Source organism: Streptomyces sp. NRRL S-118 (genome assembly GCF_000716335.1).
Classification (GTDB): Bacteria; Actinomycetota; Actinomycetes; order Streptomycetales; family Streptomycetaceae; genus Streptomyces.
Window position 1 is genome coordinate 305,580 of the sequence record NZ_KL591002.1, and the last position, 22,864, is coordinate 328,443.

Annotated in this window: 21 protein-coding genes; 7 read left to right on the forward strand and 14 right to left on the reverse strand. The window is 71.3% G+C overall.

From position 1 onward, the window contains the following. The first annotated feature begins 35 nt into the window (after positions 1–35). The gene (locus IH00_RS39865; RefSeq protein ID WP_039946233.1) at positions 36–260 is read left to right on the forward strand and encodes an FmdB family zinc ribbon protein; all 225 of its coding nucleotides are present in this window, start codon (positions 36–38) and stop codon (positions 258–260) included. Positions 261–422: 162 nt separating this feature from the next. Here the strand turns inward: IH00_RS39865 and IH00_RS0104830 are convergent, their stop codons facing one another. Continuing rightward, positions 423–1,067, reverse strand: coding sequence for a response regulator transcription factor (locus IH00_RS0104830; RefSeq protein WP_031069923.1), 645 nt, complete (start codon positions 1,065–1,067; stop codon positions 423–425). Beyond that, entirely contained in the window at positions 1,058–2,248 is a 1,191-nt protein-coding gene (locus tag IH00_RS0104835) for a sensor histidine kinase (protein ID WP_031069926.1), read from the reverse strand. Before IH00_RS0104835 ends, IH00_RS0104830 begins: the two co-directional genes overlap by 10 nt. Before the next feature lie 112 nt (positions 2,249–2,360). Between IH00_RS0104835 and IH00_RS0104840 the strand changes: the two genes are divergently transcribed. Next, positions 2,361–2,975: a DedA family protein gene (locus tag IH00_RS0104840; protein ID WP_031069928.1), complete on the forward strand. Its 615-nt coding sequence runs from the start codon at positions 2,361–2,363 to the stop codon at positions 2,973–2,975. On the opposite strand, the gene IH00_RS0104845 is transcribed toward IH00_RS0104840, so the two are convergent. From IH00_RS0104845 to IH00_RS0104855, 3 genes are read right to left on the reverse strand one after another with little or no spacing between them, the layout of a single operon-like run. Further along, positions 2,941–3,762: an HAD family hydrolase gene (locus IH00_RS0104845; protein WP_031069931.1), complete on the reverse strand. Its 822-nt coding sequence runs from the start codon at positions 3,760–3,762 to the stop codon at positions 2,941–2,943. The genes IH00_RS0104840 and IH00_RS0104845 overlap by 35 nt on opposite strands. Beyond that, positions 3,759–6,335, reverse strand: a complete 2,577-nt coding sequence (locus tag IH00_RS0104850) for a phosphoribosyltransferase (RefSeq protein ID WP_031069933.1) — start codon at positions 6,333–6,335, stop codon at positions 3,759–3,761. Before IH00_RS0104850 ends, IH00_RS0104845 begins: the two co-directional genes overlap by 4 nt. A 29-nt stretch (positions 6,336–6,364) precedes the next feature. Next, on the reverse strand, positions 6,365–7,528 hold the full coding sequence (locus tag IH00_RS0104855) for an HpcH/HpaI aldolase/citrate lyase family protein (RefSeq protein WP_031069935.1): 1,164 nt from the start codon (positions 7,526–7,528) through the stop codon (positions 6,365–6,367). Between the two features lie 188 nt (positions 7,529–7,716). Between IH00_RS0104855 and IH00_RS0104860 the strand changes: the two genes are divergently transcribed. Further along, complete coding sequence (locus IH00_RS0104860) at positions 7,717–8,589, forward strand: TerD family protein (protein ID WP_031069937.1); 873 nt, start codon at positions 7,717–7,719, stop codon at positions 8,587–8,589. A 37-nt stretch (positions 8,590–8,626) separates the two neighbouring features. Here IH00_RS0104860 and IH00_RS0104865 read toward each other — a convergent pair whose 3' ends face one another. The 6 genes from IH00_RS0104865 to IH00_RS0104890 all read right to left on the reverse strand — a co-directional run bounded on the left by IH00_RS0104865 (position 8,627) and on the right by IH00_RS0104890 (position 13,208). After that, positions 8,627–9,367, reverse strand: coding sequence for a TerD family protein (locus IH00_RS0104865; RefSeq protein WP_031069939.1), 741 nt, complete (start codon positions 9,365–9,367; stop codon positions 8,627–8,629). A gap of 149 nt (positions 9,368–9,516) precedes the next feature. Beyond that, complete coding sequence (locus IH00_RS0104870) at positions 9,517–10,659, reverse strand: DUF475 domain-containing protein (RefSeq protein ID WP_031069941.1); 1,143 nt, start codon at positions 10,657–10,659, stop codon at positions 9,517–9,519. Positions 10,660–10,742: 83 nt separating this feature from the next. Beyond that, complete coding sequence (locus tag IH00_RS0104875; RefSeq protein WP_031069943.1) at positions 10,743–11,318, reverse strand: TerD family protein; 576 nt, start codon at positions 11,316–11,318, stop codon at positions 10,743–10,745. A gap of 131 nt (positions 11,319–11,449) precedes the next feature. Beyond that, positions 11,450–12,025: a TerD family protein gene (locus IH00_RS0104880; RefSeq protein WP_031069946.1), complete on the reverse strand. Its 576-nt coding sequence runs from the start codon at positions 12,023–12,025 to the stop codon at positions 11,450–11,452. A 112-nt stretch (positions 12,026–12,137) separates the two neighbouring features. Continuing rightward, the gene (locus tag IH00_RS0104885; protein WP_031069948.1) at positions 12,138–12,614 is read right to left on the reverse strand and encodes a peroxiredoxin; all 477 of its coding nucleotides are present in this window, start codon (positions 12,612–12,614) and stop codon (positions 12,138–12,140) included. A 153-nt stretch (positions 12,615–12,767) separates the two neighbouring features. After that, the gene (locus IH00_RS0104890; RefSeq protein WP_031069951.1) at positions 12,768–13,208 is read right to left on the reverse strand and encodes a DUF3052 domain-containing protein; all 441 of its coding nucleotides are present in this window, start codon (positions 13,206–13,208) and stop codon (positions 12,768–12,770) included. A gap of 538 nt (positions 13,209–13,746) precedes the next feature. Between IH00_RS0104890 and aceE the strand changes: the two genes are divergently transcribed. Next, the gene (aceE, locus tag IH00_RS0104895) at positions 13,747–16,479 is read left to right on the forward strand and encodes a pyruvate dehydrogenase (acetyl-transferring), homodimeric type (protein ID WP_031069952.1); all 2,733 of its coding nucleotides are present in this window, start codon (positions 13,747–13,749) and stop codon (positions 16,477–16,479) included. Between the two features lie 105 nt (positions 16,480–16,584). Next, positions 16,585–17,337, forward strand: coding sequence for a potassium channel family protein (locus IH00_RS0104900; RefSeq protein WP_039946238.1), 753 nt, complete (start codon positions 16,585–16,587; stop codon positions 17,335–17,337). Between the two features lie 89 nt (positions 17,338–17,426). On the opposite strand, the gene IH00_RS0104905 is transcribed toward IH00_RS0104900, so the two are convergent. Further along, the gene (locus IH00_RS0104905) at positions 17,427–17,840 is read right to left on the reverse strand and encodes a peptidase inhibitor family I36 protein (RefSeq protein WP_031069955.1); all 414 of its coding nucleotides are present in this window, start codon (positions 17,838–17,840) and stop codon (positions 17,427–17,429) included. A 286-nt stretch (positions 17,841–18,126) separates the two neighbouring features. Continuing rightward, positions 18,127–19,737: an MFS transporter gene (locus IH00_RS0104910; protein WP_031069957.1), complete on the reverse strand. Its 1,611-nt coding sequence runs from the start codon at positions 19,735–19,737 to the stop codon at positions 18,127–18,129. Positions 19,738–19,852: 115 nt separating this feature from the next. Between IH00_RS0104910 and IH00_RS0104915 the strand changes: the two genes are divergently transcribed. After that, positions 19,853–20,500, forward strand: a complete 648-nt coding sequence (locus IH00_RS0104915; protein WP_031069959.1) for a TetR/AcrR family transcriptional regulator — start codon at positions 19,853–19,855, stop codon at positions 20,498–20,500. Positions 20,501–20,609: 109 nt separating this feature from the next. On the opposite strand, the gene IH00_RS0104920 is transcribed toward IH00_RS0104915, so the two are convergent. Then, positions 20,610–21,116 carry a GNAT family N-acetyltransferase gene (locus IH00_RS0104920; RefSeq protein WP_039946239.1) on the reverse strand — a complete coding sequence of 169 codons (507 nt, stop codon included), beginning with the start codon at positions 21,114–21,116 and terminating at the stop codon, positions 20,610–20,612. 460 nt (positions 21,117–21,576) lie between these two features. Between IH00_RS0104920 and IH00_RS0104925 the strand changes: the two genes are divergently transcribed. After that, entirely contained in the window at positions 21,577–22,791 is a 1,215-nt protein-coding gene (locus IH00_RS0104925) for an alpha/beta hydrolase (RefSeq protein ID WP_031069964.1), read from the forward strand. The last annotated feature ends 73 nt before the right edge of the window (positions 22,792–22,864 follow it).

Sequence of the window (22,864 nt, forward strand, 5' to 3'; positions counted from 1 at the left end):
CCCTGTACGGTCGCACGCGTCGTTAATCTGGGGCCATGCCTCGTTACGAATACCGCTGCCGCACCTGTGGCGACACCTTTGAGCTGAACCGCCCCATGGCCGAGTCGTCCGCGCCCGCCGCGTGCCCCGCCGGACACGACGACACCGTGAAGCTGCTGTCGACCGTCGCCGTCGGTGGTACGGCGTCGCGCGGAGGCGCGCCGGCACCCGCGCCGGGGGGAGGCGGTGGCGGCTGCTGCGGCGGGGGGTGCTGCGGCTGACGCCGTACGCGCGCGGCGCAGCGACCCGGTGGTGACGGCGGCCGGGACATCGCGCGGCCGGCACATCGAGGGTGGCCGGGACATCGACGGTGACCGCGGCCGGCCGACCTCCCCGCGGGACCCGGGCGTCAAGGGGGCCGGCCGGGCCCGAGAGGGACGGGTCTAGCCGCCGAGGTAGCGCAGCACCGCCAGTACGCGGCGGCTGTAGCCCGCCGTGCCGCTGAGCTCCAGCTTGTCGAAGATCGCGTTGATGTGTTTTTCGACCGCGCTCTGCGACACGTACAGCCGTGCCGCGATCGCCGCGTTCGTGTGGCCCTGGGCCATTTCGGCCAGGACGTCACGTTCGCGGGCGGTCAGGCGGGACAGCGGATCCGTGCGGGTGCTGCGCGCCAGCAGGCGGCGGACGACCTCCGGATCGAAGGCGGCCTGCCCCGCCCCGACCCGCTCCAGCGCGTCGAGGAACTCGTCGACCTGCGCCACCCGGTCCTTGAGCAGGTAGCCGACCCCTTCCGACTCCCCGGTCAGCAGCTCCGTCGCGTACCGCCGCTCCACGTACTGCGACAGCACGAGCACACCCGTCCCGGGCCACCGCCGCCGGATCTCCAGGGCGGCGCGCAGCCCCTCGTCGGTGTGGGTCGGCGGCATACGGACGTCGGCGACGACGACGTCCGGCGGGGTCGACGCGACGGCGGCCAGCAGGTCCTCGGCATCGCCGACCGCCGCGAGGACGTCGTGCCCCTCCTCCGAGAGGAGCCGTACCAGCCCTTCCCGCAGCAGCGTCGAGTCCTCGGCCAGGATCACTCGCACGGCAGCACCGCCGGGTGGTAGACCGGGAGCACTGCCGTCACGGTCGTCGGTCCGCCGGGCGGGCTGGCCACCGTGAACCGCCCGTCCAGCGCCGCCACCCGGTTCGCGAGCCCGGCGAGCCCGCCGCCGGACGGGTCCGCGCCTCCGCCGCCGTCGTCCGTCACCGTCACCGTCACCGTCACCGTCTCGTCCTTCCCCTCACAGCCGAGTCGTACGTCGGGGCGTAGGTCGAGCCCTGTCCCGGGTCGTGCGTCGAGTCGTATCTCGATACGGGTCGCCCCGGCGTGCTTGACCACATTGGTCACCGCCTCCGACACGACGAAGTAGGCCGCCGTCGCCACTTGTTTCGGCACCTCGCGCCCGGCCCGGTATTGCAGGGCCACCGGCAGCGGGCAGCGTTCCGCGACCGACTCCAGGGCCGCCCGCAGCCCGGCCTCGTCCAGGACGGTCGGGTACACCCGCCACGCCACCTCGCGCAGTTCGGCGAGCGCCCGCCGGCTCTCCTCGTGTGCCTGGAGCAGCAGTTGGCCGGCGCGCTCGGGGTCACGGCTGCGCCGGGCGCGGCCCAGCAGCATGCCGAGGGCGACGAGACGCTGCTGGACGCCGTCGTGCAGGTCCCGTTCGATGCGGCGGCGTTCGTCGTGGACGGCGTCCATGACCCCGGCGCGGCTGGCCGCCAGGTGAGCGATGCGCCGCTCCAGCTCGTCCTGGTGGCTGGGCCCGAGGAGCCGGCGGGCCAGCCGTTCCTCCAGCGCGGCGACCGCGTGCACGCCCTGGACGGAGAGGAAGAGCAGAAGTAGGCCCGCGAGACCGGTCAGGGCGACCGCCCACAGGTGCTCGACGTCGGTGATGGCCCAGCCGTAGAGGACGAAGGTGCTGTACGCGGCGCCGATGAGGACGCAGCCGAGGACCACTCCGCCCAGCAGGCCCAGCGGCCAGCGCGCCGCCACGTACTGCACGGCACGCGCGTCCTCGTACGCGCCGGACAGGCGTACTCCGTGGAAGCGGCCGAGCCGGCGCCGCTCCACGGCGGCGAGGCGTACGGCCCGGGCCCGGAGCGGGCGCGGCGCCGCGCCCGTCAGGGCGAGCAGTACCGCCAGGGGCAGCTCGACCACCGCGGTCAGGGTTCCGAGTGCGAGGCCGAGGGCCTGCCGGGACCACCGCACGACGACGTCTCTCATGATCCGGCCACGCTAGCCAACCGCAACGCTCGCGCGCACTGCGGAAAACCGCAGGCCTGCTGTGCGGCTGCCTTCAGGGTCTCTTCAGCCTCACATCCCTAGCGTGGGCGGCATGGAACGCTGGATAAACAGCCTCATGGACACGCTGGGTGCGCCCGGTGCCGGGATCGCCATCGCCCTGGAGAACCTCTTCCCACCGATCCCCAGCGAGGTGATCCTGCCGTTGGCGGGCTTCGCCTCCGCGACCGGCAGGATCGGCCTGCTCGCCGCCCTGCTGTGGACCACCGCCGGGTCGGTGATCGGGGCGCTCGCGCTGTACGGGGTGGGGGCGGCGCTCGGCCGGGACCGTACCGTCGCCATCGCCGGGAAGCTCCCGCTGGTGAAGGTCGCCGACATCGAGCGGACGGAGGCTTGGTTCGCGCGGCACGGCACGAAGGCGGTGTTCTTCGGGCGGATGCTGCCCATCTTCCGTTCCCTGATCTCCGTGCCGGCCGGTATCGAGCGGATGCCGCTGCCCGTGTTCCTCGCGCTGACGACCGCCGGCAGCGCGATCTGGAACACCGCCTTCGTGCTGGCCGGCTATGCGCTGGGGGACAACTGGGAGGAGGTCACCCGCTATGTGTCGCTGTACTCGAAGGCGGTGCTGGCGGTGGCCGTGGGTGCGGTCGTGGTCTTCGTGGCCGTACGGCTGCTCAGGCCGGGCAGGGGCGCTCGGCGGAGCAGCTGAGGAAGCGGCGCAGGATCTCCTCGCCCGCGATGACGCCCCGCTCGTCGAGCACGTCGACGTGGGGGGCGCTCCAGCCGGTGTCGGCGAGTTCGCCGTGGCCGGGGCGCCAGGCGCGGTCGGCGGCGAGCAGCAGGTCGGCGTCGAGGAGGGAGTCGCCGGCGGCGAGGACGTGGGTGGAGCCGCTGCGGCGGGCGACTTCCCGCATGGCGGCGCTCTTGGTGAGGGGTTTGGGTACGGCGTAGACCTTGCGGCCCTGGAGCGAGACGGTCCAGCCGCGGGCCTCGGCCCACTCGGCGAGCTCCTTCAGCCAGCCCTCCGGGAGCAGGGCGCGCTCGACGACGAGGTAGGCGAAGAGGTCCTCGGCGACGCGTTCCTTGAGCAACCAGGCGGGATCGGCGGCGGCCAGCAGGTGACGGTGCACCTCCTCCAGGGTGGCGCACTCGTCGGCGAGGCGGCCGGCGACGGTGCGCTGCCAGCCGGGGTCGCTCTCGCCGTCGACCAGCAGATGTCCGCCGTTGGCGCAGATGGCGAAGCCGGGCGGCGGTCCGGGGAGCCGGATGCGGTGGTACTGCTCCCGGGTACGCGTGGTGGTCGGTACGAAGACGGCGTGGCGGGGCAGCTCGGTGAGGAGCGCGGCCGCGTCCTCGGTCAGGTACGACAGCGGTTTGTGCTGGTAGACCTCGACGCACAGCAGGCGCGGGGCCTCGGCGTCGGGCATGGTCAGGCCGAGGGCGGCCGGCGAGTAGATGAGCGTGCGGTCGAGGTCGCTGGCGATGAGGGTGGTCATCCCCGCGTCACCGCCTTGCCGTCGGCGCCGGTGGCCCCGCGCGTGTACCGGGGGTGGATCAGGCCGACGCAGGTGTACGGCAGGCCGTCGACCTCTTCGACCGGTACCCCGCGCTGCTGGGCGAGGAGGCGTACGTGGTCGAGGTCGGCGCCCGCGCCGCGCTGGGCGAGGATCTTCCACGGGACGCGGCGCAGCAGGACGCGGGTGGTCTCGCCGACGCCGGGCTTGACCAGGTTGACGTCGTGGATGCCGTACTCCTCGCTGATGCGCTCGACGGCGGCCCAGCCGGCCCAGGTGGGGGTGCGGTCGGTGGCGAGGAGTTCCTTGACGTCGGCGTCGACGACGTCGGCGACGTCGTCGAAGCGGGCGGCGACGGTGTCGAGGAAGTCGCCCGACACATCGGCGTGGGCGAGTTCCCGGTAGTACTTGGCGCCGTGGAAGTCGTCGGGGCCGACGAGGTCGGCGCGCAGGACGGTGCGCGATATCAGGCCGGAGACGGTGGAGTTGAGGCAGGCGGAGGGGATGAGGAAGTCCTCGCGGGTGCCGTAGGTGCGCACGCAGGAGCCGGGGTCGGCGAGCACGGCGATCTCCGGGTGGAAGCCCTCGAAGTCCTCGAGCGCCTCGGCCAGTTCGCGGGTGATGGCGCCCTTGCCGGTCCAGCCGTCGACGAAGACCACGTCGGCGGGGTTGTGGTGGGCGGCGAGCCAGCGCAGGGCGTTGGCGTCGATGCCCCGGCCGCGCACGATGGACACGGCGTAGTGGGGCAGGTCGAGGCCGTGGCGGTGGTGCGCCCAGCGGCGCATGAGGATCCCGACGGGCGTGCCGGCGCGGGCGAGCGACACCAGCACCGGGCGGGGGGAGCGCTCGGCGAGGACCGTTTCGGTGACGGCGCCGACGGCGCGGGCGATGCGGGCGGCCGAGGCGGTCAGCGCCGCGTGGTAGAGCTCCTGGTACTGGGCGGAGGGCTGGTACTCGACGGGCAGCGATTCGGCGTAGTGCGCGCCACCGCTCTGGATCGCCTCCTCGCGCTCCTCGGTGGGCGCCTCCAGCTCGACGTCGGAGAGGTCCTGGAGGAGCCAGCCGACTTCCTCCGGGGCGTACGAGGAGAAAGCTGGGCCACGGAGCGGCTCGGACAGCATGGGGACCCTTCCGGGTTCGGGAACGTACGACGGTACGACGGCGAGGACGACGTGCGGTATGTGCGCGGCGAGCCGGGCGAGCAGTCCGTCGGGGGCGTGCAGGGCGGGGGTGTCGGCGACGGAGTCGACCACGGCGACGACCGCGTCGAAGCCGGCGCCCGCGACGTTGTAGGCGTACCGGTCGCCCGGCCCGTCCGCGGGGTCGTCGTGGGCGGGGAAGACGAGCCGGGTGCGTATGGCGTACCCGGGGTCGTCGACGGCGAGGACGGGCGAGCGGGTGGTCGTGGAGTACCGGACGTCGGCTCCGCCGCGTGCTTCCAGGGCGACGCCGAGCGCGAGCGGCGCGTACATGAGCTCCTCGAACCCGAGGACGAGCACTCGCGGCGGCGCGGCGCCCGGCTCGCCGTGCAGATCGCCCTCCGGGCCGCCGTCCGGGCGCTGTGCGGGGCCGCCGGTGCCGGGCGGGCCGGGCAGGGCGAGCGCCTCGGCGATGCGCTCGGCCATCGCGGGGAGCGCTGCGTCGAGACGGGCACGGTGCTCGGGGGTGAAGCCGTGGCGGCCCCCGTCCGGGACCCCGGCGGGCCAGGCGAGGTCCACCCGCCGCACGGACGGGGCGTCCGCGGGCCGACGCCCGGCCCCGGCCGCGGCATCCCCCGGCTCCGCCAGCGGGGCGGGCACCGGCGGCCGTGCGGAGGAGGCAGAGGCAGAGGAGGCAGAGGATGCGGCGGAGGCAGCGGACTCGTGCCGGGCCACCAGCGCCTGGCCCTTCTCCAGGACGCCGTCCGGCAGGCGGACCCTGCCGGAGGCGAGGGCGACGAGGTCCACGCGGGCGCCGATCTCCGCGGCGAAGGCGGTCAGGCGGTCGCGGTCGGCCGGCGCGCGCATGTCGACGAGCGCCACGATGACGTACCGGTCGCGCGGATAGCGCGCGTGGAGGGCGCGCACGGTGTTGAGCACGGTGTTGCCCGTGGAGAACTCGTCGTCGACGAGCACCAGCGGCCCGGGGCCGGCCAGCAGCATCGGGTCCTCGGGGAGCAGCAGGTGCGAGGTGGCGTGGGAGTGGGACTCCTCGAAGCCTCCCGCGGGGGCGACGCCCGCGACCGGCCGGCGTGTGGAGTGCAGGTACGGCGCCACGCCGAGCCCGTCCGCGACCGAGTGCCCGAGGCCGGTCGCGGTCTCGGCGTACCCGAGGACGACCGCGCGCCGGGCCTCGGCGGGACCGAGCAGCTCACGGACGCGTACGCCCAGGTCGTACCCGGCGCGCCAGACCACGCGGGGGCTCTGCGGGACGTGCTTGCCGAGCACGTTGGAGACCAGCAGGTGCGCCCGCTTGGGGTTGCGGCGCAGGGCCAGGCCCAGCAGCTCGCGCAGCGGTGCGTCACCGACCAGCTCGACGCCCAGCCGCTCCGCGACCCACGTGCCCGACCAGACCATCACGTCGTCGTTGTCCTTCCGGGGCCCCGTCACAGGCCCATCCCGGCGGTGAGCAGCTCCACGAAGCCGACGTCCTCCTTCGCGACGCCGAAGACCTCGGCGCGCTGGAGGGTCCGCTCGGCCCACGCGCGGTGCGGCTTCACCTCGTTCATCTTGTTCGTGTACGCGGAGCGCAGGACTCCGCCGCCGCCGCGCTCCGGCCGGAGGATGTCCTGGGCGTCGCTGAACTCCTCGTGGCTGACGACGGACAGGGCGTGCACCGGCATGACGTGCGACGGGTGGATGCAGGTCTTGCCCATGAGTCCGTTGGCGCGGTCCAGTTCGATCTCGCGCAGCAGGCCGTCCAGGTCGTGCTCGATCAGCGCGGTGCGCAGTTCGTCGGCGCGCTGTTCCATGAAGGGGCTGCGGCGCAGTTGCGGCTTGAACATGCGCTCGCCGAGCCGGAAATACTCCCAGACGGGGCCGGTGATGGTGAACCCGGTGCCGTCGGAGCGGCCCAGCACGTTCACCACGTCGCCGATCACGCTCGCGACGATCTGCACGTCGTACGCGGTCATGTCGGGCGAGCGGCGCAGCCCGTAGGCGGAGCAGAAGTCGGTGACGCCGAGCCGCAGCGCGAGGACCCGCTCGCGGTACTTGTCGATGACGCGGCCGATGCCGGTCAGGGTCTCCGCGCGGGTCTCCATGTGGAGCAGCTCGGGCGATTCGAGGACGGGCATGGCGAAAAGCCGCCGTCCGGTGTCGGTCTCGGTGTCCGTGAGCGCCTCCAGGAAGGCCGCGCCGCGCTCCTCGGTGAACTTCGGCAGTACGAATCCGGACAGCAGCCGCCCGGCTGCGCCGAGGCGCCGTACCAAGTCGTGGATCTGGGCGGGCTCGCGGACCCGGATGAAGAGCAGGGGCGTGTCGGCGCCGCGCTCGTGGAGGTCGGTGAGCTGCCGGACGAGATTCTCCTCAGCCCCTTCCACCTCCGCGTCATCAATGGAATCCTCCAGGCACAGCACCATCGATACGACCCCGCGCCCCACCTGCTTCAGCACGTCGTCGGCGAGGTGCGGCCGCGTGGCGGGGCTGTAGAGCGTCGCCCCGAGGGCGGCCGCCAGGACCCGCGCCGGGGAGTCCGCGGTGAACTCGCAGGGCTCCCGGTGGAAGAGTCCGGCCCGGGCGGAGGGCGCGATGTGCCCGAAATGACGCATATAACTCCCCGAACCGGCCCTAGGGCTCCGACGACATGTGGCCGGTAATAGTACGTAGAGACAGGTGTCTCGGGTTCCCCGCCGTCATGAACTTCAGGTAACTCGTCTGCTTATCGCCCCCGCGCGCCTCCGCACTCCCCCGCCCCCCGCGTTGTCCGGTCCGCGGGCCGCCAGGCAGGATGGCGGGCATGACGCACGCCATGCTGAAGGGCTCGAACGTCCCGCTCGACGCCGCGGCCGTACGGGCCGTCCTGTGCTGGACCCCCGGCCCCGGGGTCCCCGACGTGGATGCCTCGGCCCTGCTGCTCGGGACCGACGGGCGGGTGCGTTCGGACGAGGACTTCGTCTTCTACAACCAGCCGCGGCATCCGTCCGGCCTGGTCAGGCGGCTGCCGAAGAAGCGTGTGGCGGAGGGGCTGACCGACACGGTCGAGGCGGACGTGTCGGCGCTGGACGCGTCGGTGGACCAGGTGGTCCTCGCCGCGTCCTCGGACGGGGACACCTTCGACCGCGTGCGGGACCTGCGGATCCTGCTGTACGACACCGGCGCGGGCTCCGGCGCGGAGCCGCTGGCCGTCTTCGAGGTGAAGGCGGAGACCGGCGAGGAGACCGCGATCATCTGCGGTGAGCTGTACCGGCGCGGCGACGGCTGGAAGTTCCGTGCGGTGGGCCAGGGCTACCCGACGGGACTCATCGGTCTGGCGACCGCGTTCGGCATCTCCGTCGATGAGGAGGATGCGGCGGGGAGCGACTCGCCCGCGCAGCCGACGGCGGCGGGCGACGACCAGGAGACCCAGGCCGTACCGTCCCCGCCTCCGGTGCCCGGCGTGCCGCCGGTCCCCCCGGCTCCCCCGGCTCCGCCGGCGCCCGGACCGGCGTACGGGTACCCGCAGCCGGCCGCGGCCCCCGCCGGCGGGCCCGCCTACGGCTACCCCCAGCCGGGCTCGGCGCCCGCGCCCCAGCCGGCGTACGGCTATCCGCAGCCGGCCGCCGCGGCGGCGCCCGCACCGGACCCGAACTTCCGGCTGCCGCCGATGGGCCCGCAGTTCGTACGGACCTGAGGGGCGTGCGCGGGGTGCGCGCCGGGGCCGTGCGGGATCAGGTCTTGCCGGCCTTGAAGCCGCGCCCCCACTGCATGCCCCACCCGTAGAGCCGGTCCAGCTCGGCCTGGAAGCCGTACACGAACCGCACCTCGCGCCGTACCAGCAGCTCGCCCTTGACGTTCTCCAGCAGGAAAACGGCGCACGAACGCGCCTGCGGGGCCCGCTCGTCGAGCTCTATCTCGATGCGCGGGCCGTTGCTCGGGTAGAGCGTCATCGTGGCGTGCGTACGGTCGAACGCGGGCGTCTGGTCGTAGATGTAGACGAAGAACAGCAGCCGTTTGATCTCGTCGCGGTGGTCGAGGTTGACGAAGATCGTCTCGCCGGACGGCGCGCCGAACCGGTCGTCGCCGCTGAGCTTCACGAACGGCGCCGAGTTGAGGTCCCCGAAGAAGCCTCCGAGCGGCTGCACCACGCCCTTGCTGCCGTCGGCCATCTCCCACAGGCACCCGATGTCGAGGTCCACGGTGGCCACGCCCTGGGTGTGCGCCTGGACCACTTCCGGCTTGAAGAGCTTGGACGGGTGGCGCAGCAGCCGGCCGCTCTGCTTGGAGCGGCCTTCGATGTCGGAGGTGCGCATGCGCCAGGAGAGGTTGACCCGCAGGTTGCCGGTGGCGGCGCCCTGTTTGGTCAGGGAGACGGACGGGCGCCGCTTGGTCAGGTCGATGGAGTTCGTCACGGCGCTGCCGGAGTCGAACTGCGCCGCGTTGTTCCGCCACAGGTTGTCCCAGAAAGCCATGCCCCACCCCTAGTGCCTGGTCGTCTCGTGCATACGCGACGGGGCGGCCGGGAGGTCCCGGCCGCCCCGCTCAGAGCGTTCCTCATTGCCCGGGTCGTCACACCCGGACGGTTGTCACATCCGCCCCGGTGTCACTACCGCACCCGGGGTCACACGCCCGACGACACCTCTGTCTTCCTGTCGTCCGGGCCAGCTCCCCCCTCGGCCGCCAGCGCCTTGTTGCGGCGGACGGAGGACCAGAAGGAGGCCGCGATCAGGAGCACGCCGACGAGGCCGGTGATGATCTCGTTGATCTCGTGCTGGATGGTGATGAGCAGGATCACGGCGAGGGCGCCGATGGCGTAGTGGGCGCCGTGCTCCAGGTACACGTAGTCGTCCAGGGTGCCCTGGCGGACCAGGTAGACCGTGAGCGACCGGACGTACATGGCGCCGATGCCGAGGCCGAGCGCCATCCAGAAGATCTGGTTGGTGATGGCGAAGGCGCCGATCACGCCGTCGAAGGAGAACGACGCGTCCAGGACCTCCAGGTACAGGAAGAGGAAGAAGGCGGCCTTGCCCGCGAGGCCGACCGCGGAGACCTCCTTGCCCTCCTTCTTGGCCTTCTCCTCCTCCTCGTGCTCGCGCTCCTCCTCTTCCTCCAGCTTGTCCTCGAAGTAGCCCGAGAGACCGCCGACCACGAGGTACGTGATGAGGCCGGCGACGCCGGAGAGCAGTACGGTCGCCGACTTGTCGGCGTGTCCGGTACTGGTATGTGCCTGGGTGGCGAAGGTGATCGCTGTGATCAGCAGGACGATCAGCGCGATGCAGACCGACAGCATGTCGACCTTGCCGAGCTTGGCGAGCGGGCGCTCCAGCCAGCCGAGCCACTTGATGTCGCGGTCCTCGAAGATGAAGTCGAGGAAGATCATCAGCAGGAACATGCCGCCGAAGGCCGCGATCGCGGCGTGCGCGTCGGTGACGAGGTCCTCGTACTGGTCGGGCTTGTCCACGGCCAGTTGGACGGCCTCGATCGGTCCGACCTTGGCGCTGATGGCGACGATGACGACGGGGAAGACCAGCCGCATACCGAAGACCGCGATCAGGATGCCGATCGTCAGGAAGATCTTCTGCCAGAAGGCGTTCATCTTCTTGAGGATCCCGGCGTTGACGACCGCGTTGTCGAAGGACAGCGAGATCTCCAGGATCGACAGGATCAGTACGACCCCGAACGCCTCCCAGCCCCACTGCCAGGCGGCGAATGCGAGGCCGAGCGCCGTGACGGCGAACGACCAGCCGAAGGTTTTCAGAACCACTGGCTACCCAATCGTGTTAAGTACGGGTAAGGGTCTCCCCCGCGCCGTGTGCTCCGGGTTTTGAACCAACCCGGAGCAGTGCTTTAGGAAACATTGACCCCGAAGTCTAGAGCGATGCCCCGGAGGCCGGACGCATACCCCTGTCCCACCGCACGGAACTTCCATTCGGCGCCGTAGCGGTAGAGCTCACCGAAGATCATCGCGGTCTCGGTGGAGGCGTCCTCGCTGAGGTCGTAGCGCGCGAGCTCCTGGCCGTCGGCCTGGTTGACGACCCGGATGAAAGCGTTGCTGACCTGGCCGAAGGTCTGGCCGCGGTTGTCGGCCTCGTGGATCGAGACCGGGAAGAGGATCTTGTCGCAGTGCGCGGGCACCTTGGAGAGGTCCACGATCAGGGACTCGTCGTCGCCGTCGCCCTCACCCGTGAGGTTGTCGCCGGTGTGCTCGACCGAGCCGTCGGGACTGGTGAGGTTGTTGTAGAAGATGAACCATTCGTCGCCCAGCACCCGGCCGCTCTGGCAGAGCAGCGCGCTGGCGTCGAGGTCGAAGGGCGCTCCGGTGGTGGAGCGCGCGTCCCATCCGAGTCCGACCAGCACCTGGGTGAGGTTGGGTGCGGCCTTGGAGAGGGAGACGTTGCCTCCCTTGGCGAGCGTGACGCCCATGACGATGATCCTCCCCTGAGGTGTACTGCTGAATGAGGCACGTCCGGCGCCGCACGCGTGTGCGTGCGGCGCCGGACGACGCTGCGCGGCCGTGCGCAGCATCCGCCGCGTCGGCCGTTTCGGCTCGGTGCTCAGACGTTGACGCCGAAGTCCTGCGCGATGCCGCGCAGGCCGGAGGCGTAACCCTGGCCGACGGCGCGGAACTTCCACTCCGTGCCGTGGCGGTACAGCTCGCCGAAGACCATGGCGGTCTCGGTCGAGGCGTCCTCGCTGAGGTCGTAGCGGGCGATCTCGGTGCCGCCGGCCTGGTTCACCACGCGGATGAACGCGTTGCGGACCTGACCGAAGGACTGCTGGCGGTTCTCGGCGTCGTAGATGGACACCGGGAAGACGATCTTGGAGACGTCGGCCGGCACGCCGGCGAGGTTCACCTTGATCTGCTCGTCGTCGCCCTCGCCCTCACCCGTGAGGTTGTCGCCGGTGTGCTCGACCGAGCCGTCGGCGCTCTTGAGGTTGTTGAAGAACACGAAGTCCTGGTCGTTGCGGACCTTGCCGTCCTCGCCGGTCAGGATGGCGCTGGCGTCGAGGTCGAAGTCCGTTCCGGTGGTGGTGCGGACGTCCCAGCCCAGACCGACGGTGACGGCCGTCAGGCCCGGGGCCTCCTTGGTCAGCGAGACGTTGCCGCCCTTGCTGAGGCTGACTCCCACGAGTCCCTCCATTGGTTTCCAGGGGCAGCGCCCCCGTCGTGCGTTGGCATCGGATCAACGACTGGATCCTAGTGACCGGTTCCCGTCGTGAGCAGGCTCTTGGCCGGAAGAATCAGAGGGTGTCGAGCGCCTTGACGTAGTCGTTCAGGTCACGGGCGTCCGGCAGCCCGTTGACGACGGTCCAGCGGACCACGCCCTCCTTGTCGATGATGAAGGTGCCGCGCACCGCGCAGCCCTTCTCCTCGTCGAAGACGCCGTACGCGCGCGAGGTCGCGCCGTGCGGCCAGAAGTCCGACAGGAGCGGGTACTCGAGGCCTTCCTGCTCGGCGAAGACGCGCAGCGTGTGGATGGAGTCGTTGGAGACCGCCAGCAGCTGGGTGTCGTCGTTGACGAACGTCGGCAGTTCGTCGCGGAGCGCGCACAGCTCGCCCGTGCACACACCGGTGAAGGCGAAGGGGTAGAAGAGCAGCACCACGTTCTTCTCGCCGCGGAAGTCCGAGAGCCGCACGGTGCGTCCGTGGTTGTCCTTCAGCTCGAAGTCCGGGGCCTTGGTGCCGACGGTGATCGCCTCGATCGCCTCGGTGGTCATGAAACGCATCATCCCTTCCAGTGCCAGGTGCCGTGGTGCCGTACGGCCGGCGGGCCGCGCCGGGGTCTTCCGGCGGTGTCCCACCCTACGCACAGGGCTCCCGGCCGACGGTGTCGGCCGGGAGCCCTGTGGTGCTGTCGTGGGGCCGGCGGCTCAGCGCTTGCCGGACTTGACCGCCTTCGGGGTGGCCAGGCGACTGCCGGTCCAGTCCTTGCCCGCGTTGATGCTCCGGGTCTGGGTGAGGCCGGCCGTCTGGACGGCCTCGTTGATGTCGCTGGGCTCGATGTAACCGTCACGGCCGGTCTTGGGCGTCATGAGCCAGATCTGGCCGCCCTCGTCGATCAGGCCGATGGCGTCAACCAGCGCGTCCGTGAGGTCACCGTCCTCGTCCCGGAACCACAGCAGCACGACGTCGGCGACGTCGTCGTACTCCTCGTCGACGAGATCCTGGCCGATGATGGCCTCGATGCCTTCACGGAGCTCCTGCTCGACGTCGTCGTCGTAGCCGATCTCCTGGACCACCTGTCCGGGCTCGAACCCCAGCTTTGCTGCCGGGTTGGTCCGCTCCTCCGCGTGGTCCGCGGTCGCGCTCACGGCTTGCCTCCTGATCGTGTTTTGGAAAATGCTGCGGCCGCGCGCGTACGCGAGGCGTTGGCCGTAGTCCACACGTGCTGGGCGGATCGCGCAAGTACCCGGCGGCCGAGACCGCCGAAACGGTGACTTTTGGGGCCGTCCCGCCCCAACTCCTGGCACCGCTTCCGCCCGCGCCCATGATGCGACCGCGGCTCTTGACCCACTTTAGGGGCTTCTGCGACTTCCCGGCGCCCGGGGGCGGCCGACCAGCGGCCGGAGGGACGGGCCGAACCGGGCGCAAGGTGACGAATCCGGCTGCGATCCGGCTCGATCCGGCTCGATCCGGCCGCGGACGCAGGGCCGCCGCCGCACGGCGGGGCAGGCCCGGCGGGAACCGGCACCGCATCAGCGGTGGAGCCGGGATCGTAGCGGGATCCGGGGGCCACTGGGGTTACCTTTCGGTAGAGATGACGTTTCCGTCCGCGGGGTAGACGATGGTGGCGGCGCGACCGTACTGCCCCTGACCTACCCGTTGGCACCACCGAACAGAAGGAACAGCGTGGCTTCCGGATCCGATCGCAACCCGATCATCATTGGCGGGCTTCCCAGCCAGGTCCCGGACTTCGATCCCGAAGAGACCCAGGAGTGGCTCGACTCCCTCGACGCCGCCGTCGACGAGCGGGGCCGGGAGCGCGCCCGCTACCTGATGCTCCGCCTGATCGAGCGGGCCCGCGAGAAGCGCGTGGCCGTGCCCGAGATGCGCAGCACGGACTACGTGAACACGATCGCCACCAAGGACGAGCCGTTCTTCCCGGGCAACGAGGAGATCGAGCGCAAGATCCTCAACGCGACCCGCTGGAACGCCGCGGTCATGGTCTCCCGCGCCCAGCGCCCGGGCATCGGCGTCGGCGGCCACATCGCCACCTTCGCCTCCTCGGCGTCCCTCTACGACGTCGGCTTCAACCACTTCTTCCGCGGCAAGGACGAGGGCGACGGCGGCGACCAGATCTTCTTCCAGGGGCATGCCTCCCCCGGCATCTACGCCCGTGCCTTCCTGCTGGACCGGCTGAACCAGGCGCAGCTCGACGCCTTCCGCCAGGAGAAGTCCAAGTACCCCAACGGCCTGTCGTCGTATCCGCACCCCCGGCTCATGCCGGACTTCTGGGAGTTCCCGACGGTCTCCATGGGCCTGGGCCCGATCGGCGCGATCTACCAGGCGCGGATGAACCGCTACCTGCACGCCCGCGGTATCGCCGACACCTCCAAGTCGCACGTGTGGGCGTTCCTGGGCGACGGCGAGATGGACGAGCCCGAGTCGCTCGGCCAGCTGTCGATCGCCGCGCGCGAGGGCCTGGACAACCTGACCTTCGTCGTCAACTGCAACCTTCAGCGCCTCGACGGCCCGGTGCGCGGCAACGGCAAGATCATGCAGGAGCTGGAGTCGCAGTTCCGCGGGGCCGGCTGGAACGTGATCAAGCTGATCTGGGACCGCTCCTGGGACCCGCTGCTCGCCCAGGACCGGGACGGGGTGCTGGTCAACAAGCTGAACACGACGCCGGACGGACAGTTCCAGACCTACGCGACGGAGACCGGCGCCTACATCCGCCAGCACTTCTTCGGCGACGACCACCGGCTGCGGGCGATGGTCGAGAACATGACCGATCACCAGATCCTGATGCTGGGACGCGGCGGTCACGACCACCGCAAGATCTACGCGGCGTACAAGGCAGCCGTCGAGCACCAGGGCCAGCCGACCGTGATCCTGGCGCAGACGGTGAAGGGCTGGACGCTGGGCCCCAACTTCGAGGGGCGCAACGCCACGCACCAGATGAAGAAGCTGACGGTCGACGACCTGAAGCGCTTCCGGGACCGGCTGCACCTGCCGATCGCCGACAAGGACCTCGAGGACGGCCTGCCGCCGTACTACCACCCGGGCCCGGACTCCGAGGAGATCCAGTACATGCACGACCGCCGCAAGGCGCTGGGCGGGTACGTCCCGACCCGGGTCGTGCGGTCGAGGCCGCTGGCGCTGCCCGACGACAAGACGTACGCGGCGGTCAAGAAGGGGTCGGGGCAGCAGTCGATCGCCACCACCATGGCGTTCGTGCGGCTGCTGAAGGACCTGATGCGGGACAAGGAGATCGGCAAGCGGTTCGTGCTGATCGCGCCCGACGAGTACCGCACCTTCGGTATGGACTCGTTCTTCCCGAGCGCCAAGATCTACAACCCGCTGGGCCAGCAGTACGAGGCGGTCGACCGCGAGCTGCTGCTCGCGTACAAGGAGTCGCCGACCGGCCAGATGCTGCACGACGGCATCTCGGAGGCCGGCTGCACGGCGTCGCTGATCGCTGCGGGGTCGTCGTACGCGACGCACGGCGAGCCGCTGATCCCGGTGTACGTCTTCTACTCGATGTTCGGCTTCCAGCGCACCGGTGATCAGTTCTGGCAGATGGCCGACCAGCTGGCGCGCGGTTTCGTGCTCGGTGCGACCGCCGGGCGTACGACCCTGACCGGTGAGGGCCTCCAGCACGCGGACGGCCACTCGCAGCTGCTCGCCTCGACCAACCCGGGCTGCGTCTCCTACGACCCTGCCTTCGGCTACGAGATCGCGCACATCGTCAAGGACGGTCTGCGCCGGATGTACGGGCCGGACGCGGAGGACGTCTTCTATTACCTGACCGTCTACAACGAGCCGATCCAGCACCCGGCCGAGCCGGCGGACGTGGACGTGGACGGCATCCTCAAGGGGCTGTACCGCTTCCAGCGCGGCGAGAAGGGTGCGATCCCCGCCCAGATCATGGCGTCGGGCGTCGCCGTGCCGTGGGCGGTGGAGGCCCAGCGGATCCTCGCCGAGGAGTGGAACGTGCGCGCCGACGTGTGGTCGGCGACCTCGTGGAACGAGCTGCGCCGCGAGGCCGTCGCGGTGGACGAGCACAACCTGCTGCACCCGGAGGAGGAGCAGCGCGTCCCGTACGTGACGCAGAAGCTGTCCGGTGCGGAGGGCCCGGTCGTGGCCGTCTCCGACTGGATGCGGTCGGTCCCTGACCAGATCGCGCGCTGGGTGCCGGGGACGTACACCTCGCTCGGCGCGGACGGCTTCGGCTTCGCGGACACGCGCGGCGCGGCGCGGCGGTACTTCCACATCGACGCGCAGTCGATCGTGCTCGCGGTGCTGACCGAGCTCGCGCGCGAGGGCAAGGTGGACCGCTCCGTCCTGAAGCAGGCCATCGACCGGTATCAGCTGCTGGACGTGTCGGCGGCGGACCCGGGCGCCGCGGGCGGCGACGCGTAGGGACGACGTCCGGGTGCGCGGGGAGGTGCGGAGGGATCGTGTCCCTCCGCACCTCCCCCGCACCGCGATGCCGGGCGTGCACGCCGCGCGACCTAGCATGCGGGGATGGAAGAACGCTGGGAGGCGCGCACCCAGGTGCCGCTGCTGGGGCTTGCCGTCGTGTTCGGCGTGGCCTACGCGATACCGATCATGGCGCCCGACGCCGCGCCGGGGGTGCACCGCGCCTGTCAGGCGGTGGAGTGGGTGGTGTGGGGCGCCTTCGCCCTGGACTACGTCGTGCGCCTGGTGCTCTCGCCGGAGCGCTGGGCTTTCGTGCGGCGCCACCCGCTGGACCTGGCGGCGGTGGTGCTGCCGCTGATCCAGCCGCTGCGGCTGCTGCGGGTCGTCTCCACGCTGCTGCTGATGGGCCGGCGGGCCCGGATGGCGCCTCAGATCACGCTGACGACGTATGTGGCCGGGTCGGTGGTGGGCCTGTTGATGTTCGGCTCGCTGGCCGTGCTCCACGTGGAGCGGAACGCGCCGGACGGGAACATCAAGACGCTGGGTGACGCGGTGTGGTGGTCCTTCACCACGATGACGACCGTCGGCTACGGCGACCACGCACCGACGACCGGTCTCGGGCGGGTGCTGGCCGTCGGGCTGATGCTGTCCGGCATCGCGCTGCTGGGTGTCGTCACCGCGAACATCGCGGCGTGGTTCATCTCCCGCTTCGAGCGGGACGATGCCGAGGAGCGCCGGCAGACGGCGCTCCTCGAGGCCCTGACACAGGAGGTCAAGGACCTGCGGGCCGAGGTGGCCCGGCTGTCGGAGGGCGTCCCGCGTCAGCGTTCCGCAGCGACGCCCTCCGATCGGCCCTGAGGTCCCGCGTCGCGCGTTCCGGCCCGGTCCACGACCACGTCCGGCCGTGTGACCGAGGGTTCCCCGCGCTGCACTGCGGGTACCCCGGTTCACGACTCCCAGACCTTGAAGGCGCGTACGCGGTAAGGCGATTCGGGCACCCAGGTCCCTCCGCCCGGGTAGGTCTCGAACTCGCCGGTCTCCGCGCACTCGGCCGACTGGTACGTGGTGACGGGGCGTCCGGTGCGGTTGGCGAGTGCGGTGGCGGCGGTGCCGGCGGGCAGCGGGACGCAGCTCTCGACGTCGACGCCGGCCAGCTCGTACGTCTGCCGCGCGCCGCGGAAGTCCGTCTTGGGCCAGAGGCACAGCTGTCCGGTGTCGCAGGGCCCGAGCCGCTGCGGCCCGGCAGCGGCGACGCGCGCTGCCGGAGCCCCGGCGGTCGGTGCCCCGGCGGCCGGCACGCCCGCGGCGAGCGCGCTTGCCGCGAGTGCGGCGGCGGTGAGGAGGACGGTGTACGTACGCATGAGGAACCCCCGTGACGTGGTGTGCTGATCACTGACCACCATCGTGACGGAGAGTGACGATCAGGGGAAAGGCTCCGCTCCCCTATCCACCCGAACGGGTGACGCCGGACGACAGCGCACCCGGTCCCGGGCCCTTCTCCCGCGGGCCCTTCTCCCGTCCCCGCGGGAGATCGGCGCGAAGGAGAGCGGCCCGGGGGCGGGAGATCGCGCGAGGGTGGGAGAACGGCCCGGGCCCCGGCAACCAGTGCGGTCGCCGGGGCCCGGTGCAGGTACGGGAGCGCAGGCGTCAGATGTGGACGCCGCCTCCGCCCGCCTCCGCGTTCGCGCCCCGCTTGGTCAGGGTGGCCACCAGGGCCGCGACGACCGCGACGACACCCGCGACCAGGAAGGCGAGGTGCATGCCCGACAGGAACGTGTCATGGATGACGTCGGTGATCCGGGCGAGGATGTCGGGCGTCATCCCCGGGGCCTTCGCCAGTTCGGCGGGCGCCACACCGGACTCCGCGGCCGCCTGGAGCCGCGGGTCGGGCGGCGTCGGGATGCCGGACTCACGCCAGTTGGCGGCGAAGTCGGAGTTCACCTTGCTGGACATGACGGCGCCGAGCACCGCCGTACCGAGCGCACCACCCACCTGCATGGCGGCCTGCTGAAGCCCGCCTGCGACACCGGAGAGCTCCAGCGGGGCGTTGCCGACGATGACTTCGGTCGCCCCGACCATCACCGGTGCCAGACCGAGGCCCAGGACGGCGAACCAGATCGACATGGCCAGGGTGCTGGTGTCCTTGACCAGGGTGGTCATGCCGAACATGGCGACGGCCGTGAAGACCATGCCGCCCACCAGCGGGATCCGCGGGCCGAACTTGGTGATCAGCGCACCGGCGATCGGTGAGGACACGATCATCATGGCCGTGAGCGGCAGCAGGTGCAGGCCGCTGTCGACCGGGCTCATGCCGTGCACGCCCTGGAGGAAGAAGGAGACGGGGAAGAGGCCGCCGAGGAAAGCGAAGGCCATGAGGACCATGAGGACCGTGCCGGCGGAGAGCGGGACCGACCGGAACAGGCCCAGCGGGATGAGCGGTTCGGCGACCTTCGTCTCCCAGAAGGCGAAGACCGCGAAGAGCACCACGGCGCCGACCAGCCAGGCCCACGTCCGGAAGCTGTCCCAGCCCCAGGATTCACCGGCCTTGATGATGGCCCAGATGAGGGCGAACATCGCGCCGGACAGCAGCACGATGCCGACCACGTCGAAGGAGCGCGGTGCGTTCTCGGCACGGTGGTCCAGGAGGATGATCAGACCGAGCGCGAGCGCGACCACACCCACCGGCACGTTGATGAAGAAGACGGACTGCCAGCTGACGTGCTCGACGAGCAGGCCGCCGACGATCGGGCCGCCCGCGGTCGACGCTCCGATGACCATGCCCCAGATGCCGATCGCCATGTTGAGCTTCTCGGCCGGGAAGGTCGCCCGCAGCAGACCGAGCGCCGCCGGCATCAGCAGGGCGCCGAACACGCCCTGCAGCACCCGGAAGGTGATCACCAGGGCGATCGAGTCGGACAGACCGATGGCGGCGGACGCGACGGCGAAGCCGGCGATGCCGATGAGGAAGGTCTGCCGGTGGCCGAAGCGGTCGCCCAGCTTGCCCGCGGTGATCAGCGAGACCGCCAGGGCCAGCAGGTAGCCGTTGGTGATCCACTGGACCTGCGCCCAGGACGCACCCAGGTCCGCCTTGATGGCCGGGTTGGCGATGGCGACGATCGTGCCGTCGAGCGCGACCATCATCACGCCCACGGCCACGGCGAAGAGCGTCAGCCAGGGGTGACCGCGCAGCCCCTTGGCCGGCGCCGGCACGGGCTCCCCGCCCGGCGACGACTTTTCGATGGTGGTCTGACTAGTCATACCGCGAGGCTAGTGTCAGTGACTGACAATTGACAAAGCGATTCACACGCCGGTAACTGTCACGTAGCTCACAGGTACGCTGACGTGGTGAAAGAGACAGAAGGAAGGCCGGGACGTGACGGTTGAGCAGCCGCCCGCCGTGGGTCTGCGTGAACGCAAGAAACAGCGCACCCGCGACGCCCTGCTGCGCGCCGCCCTGGAGCTCTTCACCACGCAGGGGTACGAGCGCACCACCGTCGACGAGATCGCGGCCACGGTCGACGTCTCGCAGCGCACCTTCTTCCGCTACTTCGCGAGCAAGGAGGACGTCGCCTTCGCCGTGCAGCACATGGTCGAGCAGCACTTCGTGGCCGCGCTGCGCGACCGCCCCGCCCACGAAGGCCCGCTCGACGCGATGCGCAACGCCGTGCTGCTGTCGTGGGACACCATCGGGGAGGCGATCGCCGAGGTCGTACCGGTGGAGCTCTACCTGCGCACGTTCCAGGTCATCGAGTCGACGCCCGCTCTCCTCGCCGTCCACCTGCGCCGCTCCATCGAGATGGAGGAGAACGTCGCCCGGCTCATCGCCGGCCGTGAGGGCCTCGACCCGGACACCGATCCACGGCCCCGCGTCGCCGTCGCCGCGTTCTGCGGGGTGATGCGGGTCGCAGGCCAGCAGTGGGGCCGCGGTACGGACACGTCCGTGGAGGCGATCCGGGCGCTCACCGAGACGTACCTGGACCACCTCGGCCCGACCCTCGCGGGGGGCTGGCGCCGCCACTGACGCCTCCGCCCGCCCCTCGGCGGCAGCGGGACCCCGATGGCGAGACCCGATGGGGAGAGCTTGCAGCGAGACCCGGCGGCGGTTCGCGCCGCCGCCGGCCCCCTCGCCCCTACTGCTGCCGCGTCGGCGGATCCGCGGCGATGACGCGGAACCGGGCCGTCGTCCCGTCGCTGCTCCAGCGGCGCAGGCCGGCCTTTTCCAGTACGCGCACCGACGCGGGGTTCGACAGCTCCACGCCCGCGCACACCGCGCGGACCTCCGGTGCCGACAGGGCGAACTCCACGACGGCCCGGGCGGCTTCGGTGGCGTAGCCGCGGCCGCGGCGCGAGGCCACGATGCCGTACCCGAACTCCACGACGCCGTCGGTGGGCGGCCAGAACAGTCCTATGGAGCCGACCACCAGGCCGCTGGCGCGCTCCACGATCTGGCGGTGCCCGTGGGCGCCGGGGGCGGCCGGGTGGCCGGCGAGGAATCCGGCGATGACGCGATCACCGTCGGCGGGGAAGTCCGCCGCCCAGTGCGGCAGTCGGCCGTCGTCGACGACGGCGGTGATCTCGGCGGGGGGCCACGGCCTCAGCACGAGACGCTCCGTGGACAGGTCCGTGGACAGATCCATGGCCCGACCCTGGGCCGGATCCGCGACCCGGCCCGTAGCCGGATCCGTGGCCCGACCCGTGGTCAGGTCCGCTGCCGGATCCGCGCCGGGCGATGAGAAGAAAGTGGACACGCGACGCTCCTGGTCGTGTTCGGAAACGACCGGGCCGCCTCCTACGGTCGGGCGACCCGGACAAGGGCATGCCGAAGGAACATGGGGCCAGCCATATTCATCAACCTCCCTCGTCGCAGCGGCAGTCACGCGCCTCGCACGTGAGGCGACCTTAACAAAGCGGTAGTTGACCACGGGTACCGTCGTCCGACCGGCCGCCCGCCGGGACCGCCGTACCGGCGGTAGCGCGCCGCAGCGTACGCCCCGCGCGCACGAAGCGTGAGCATGCTTCCCCGCATTCCCCCGTTCAAGCGTGAGCTACGTCACCCTCGTCCCGACGCTCCGCGCGCTTCTCCTAGGGTGTCCCGCAGTGACTTCCTTCGACTCCTCCCCCACGCTCACCGTCTGGCGCACGCTGCTCGCCCTCTCGGTGGTCTTCGTCCTCCTGATGACGACCGGCTGGACGGCGATACGCCCCCAGCGCGTGCAGGGGGACCCGCGCCAGACCGCACTGACCGCCTGGCGGCACGGCCGGATCGGGACGCACGAGCTGCCCGACCCGCAGGCGTCGCCGCACGTCCTGGCCCGGTTCTTCCGCTCCCTCACGGCTCCGCAGCGCGAGCGCCTGGCCCGCGAGCACCCGCTCGTCGTCGGCAACCTCGACGGAGCGCCCGTGCAGCTGCGCTACCTCGCCAACCGCCACGCCCTCGGGCGCGCGCTCGCCGCCGAACGCGAGCGGGTGGCCGGCGCGCGGCTGTCCGCCGACGGCCGCCGCGAGGCCGTGCGCCGTATGCACCGGTTCGACTCGCTCATGCGCGACGACCGCCAGATCCTCTCCTTCGACCCGGACGGCAAGGGGCGCGTCGCCGAGGTCTTCGGCGACCTCGACCGCGCCGAACGCGTCTCGGTGATCGTCCCCGGCGTCGACACCAACCTGCTCACCTTCCAGAAGAGCGCCCGCAAGTACACGGCTCCCGTCGGCATGGCGCAGTCGCTGTACGCCGCCGAGCGTGCGGCCTCGCCCACCACCCGTACCGCCGTCATCGCCTGGGCCGACTACACCGCGCCCGTCGGGGTCGGTATGGACGCCGCGATCGGGCGGCTCGCGGAGAGCGGCGCCGTACGGCTGGTGTCGATGACCGGCGCACTGCCCGGACGGGCGCCGGTCTCGCTGTTCTGCCACAGCTACGGCTCGGTGGTGTGCGGAGTCGCCGCGCGCCGTCTGCCCGCGCGCGTGACGGACGTCGCCGTCGCCGGCAGCCCCGGGATGCGCGCCGAGAACGCGGCCGCCCTCGGTACCGGAGCCCGCGTGTGGGCCATGCGCGACGCCGACGACTGGATCGCTGACGTGCCGTACCTGGCGGTCGGCGGGCTCGGGCACGGCGCCGACCCGGTGGCCCCCGAGTTCGGTGCGCGGGTGCTGTCGGCATCCCGGGCGGTCGGGCACGGCGGGTACTTCGAGCCGGGCACCGAGAGCCTGGAGAACTTCGCGGAAATAGGCGTCGGCGCGTACGACGGCGTCAGCTGCGCGGGTGACGGCAACGACGCCTGCCGCAGTGGAATCTCCGGTTCCTCGGCTGCCTGACGCGCGTAGAGACCCGTGGGGGGTCGCGCACTTCGGAACTCTTGGAGGGGCGACGCGCGGGCGCACGCCGCAT

Bases quoted from the DNA above. Each gene is read 5' to 3' on its own strand.
- IH00_RS39865 (WP_039946233.1), top strand. From the start codon at position 36: ATGCCTCGTTACGAATACCGCTGCCGCACCTGTGGCGACACCTTTGAG.
- IH00_RS0104835 (WP_031069926.1), bottom strand. From the start codon at position 2,248: ATGAGAGACGTCGTCGTGCGGTGGTCCCGGCAGGCCCTCGGCCTCGCA.
- IH00_RS0104840 (WP_031069928.1), top strand. From the start codon at position 2,361: ATGGAACGCTGGATAAACAGCCTCATGGACACGCTGGGTGCGCCCGGT.
- IH00_RS0104845 (WP_031069931.1), bottom strand. From the start codon at position 3,762: ATGACCACCCTCATCGCCAGCGACCTCGACCGCACGCTCATCTACTCG.
- IH00_RS0104850 (WP_031069933.1), bottom strand. From the start codon at position 6,335: ATGGTCTGGTCGGGCACGTGGGTCGCGGAGCGGCTGGGCGTCGAGCTG.
- IH00_RS0104855 (WP_031069935.1), bottom strand. From the start codon at position 7,528: ATGCGTCATTTCGGGCACATCGCGCCCTCCGCCCGGGCCGGACTCTTC.
- IH00_RS0104860 (WP_031069937.1), top strand. From the start codon at position 7,717: ATGACGCACGCCATGCTGAAGGGCTCGAACGTCCCGCTCGACGCCGCG.
- IH00_RS0104865 (WP_031069939.1), bottom strand. From the start codon at position 9,367: ATGGCTTTCTGGGACAACCTGTGGCGGAACAACGCGGCGCAGTTCGAC.
- IH00_RS0104875 (WP_031069943.1), bottom strand. From the start codon at position 11,318: ATGGGCGTCACGCTCGCCAAGGGAGGCAACGTCTCCCTCTCCAAGGCC.
- IH00_RS0104885 (WP_031069948.1), bottom strand. From the start codon at position 12,614: ATGACCACCGAGGCGATCGAGGCGATCACCGTCGGCACCAAGGCCCCG.
- IH00_RS0104900 (WP_039946238.1), top strand. From the start codon at position 16,585: ATGGAAGAACGCTGGGAGGCGCGCACCCAGGTGCCGCTGCTGGGGCTT.
- IH00_RS0104905 (WP_031069955.1), bottom strand. From the start codon at position 17,840: ATGCGTACGTACACCGTCCTCCTCACCGCCGCCGCACTCGCGGCAAGC.
- IH00_RS0104910 (WP_031069957.1), bottom strand. From the start codon at position 19,737: ATGACTAGTCAGACCACCATCGAAAAGTCGTCGCCGGGCGGGGAGCCC.
- IH00_RS0104920 (WP_039946239.1), bottom strand. From the start codon at position 21,116: ATGGATCTGTCCACGGACCTGTCCACGGAGCGTCTCGTGCTGAGGCCG.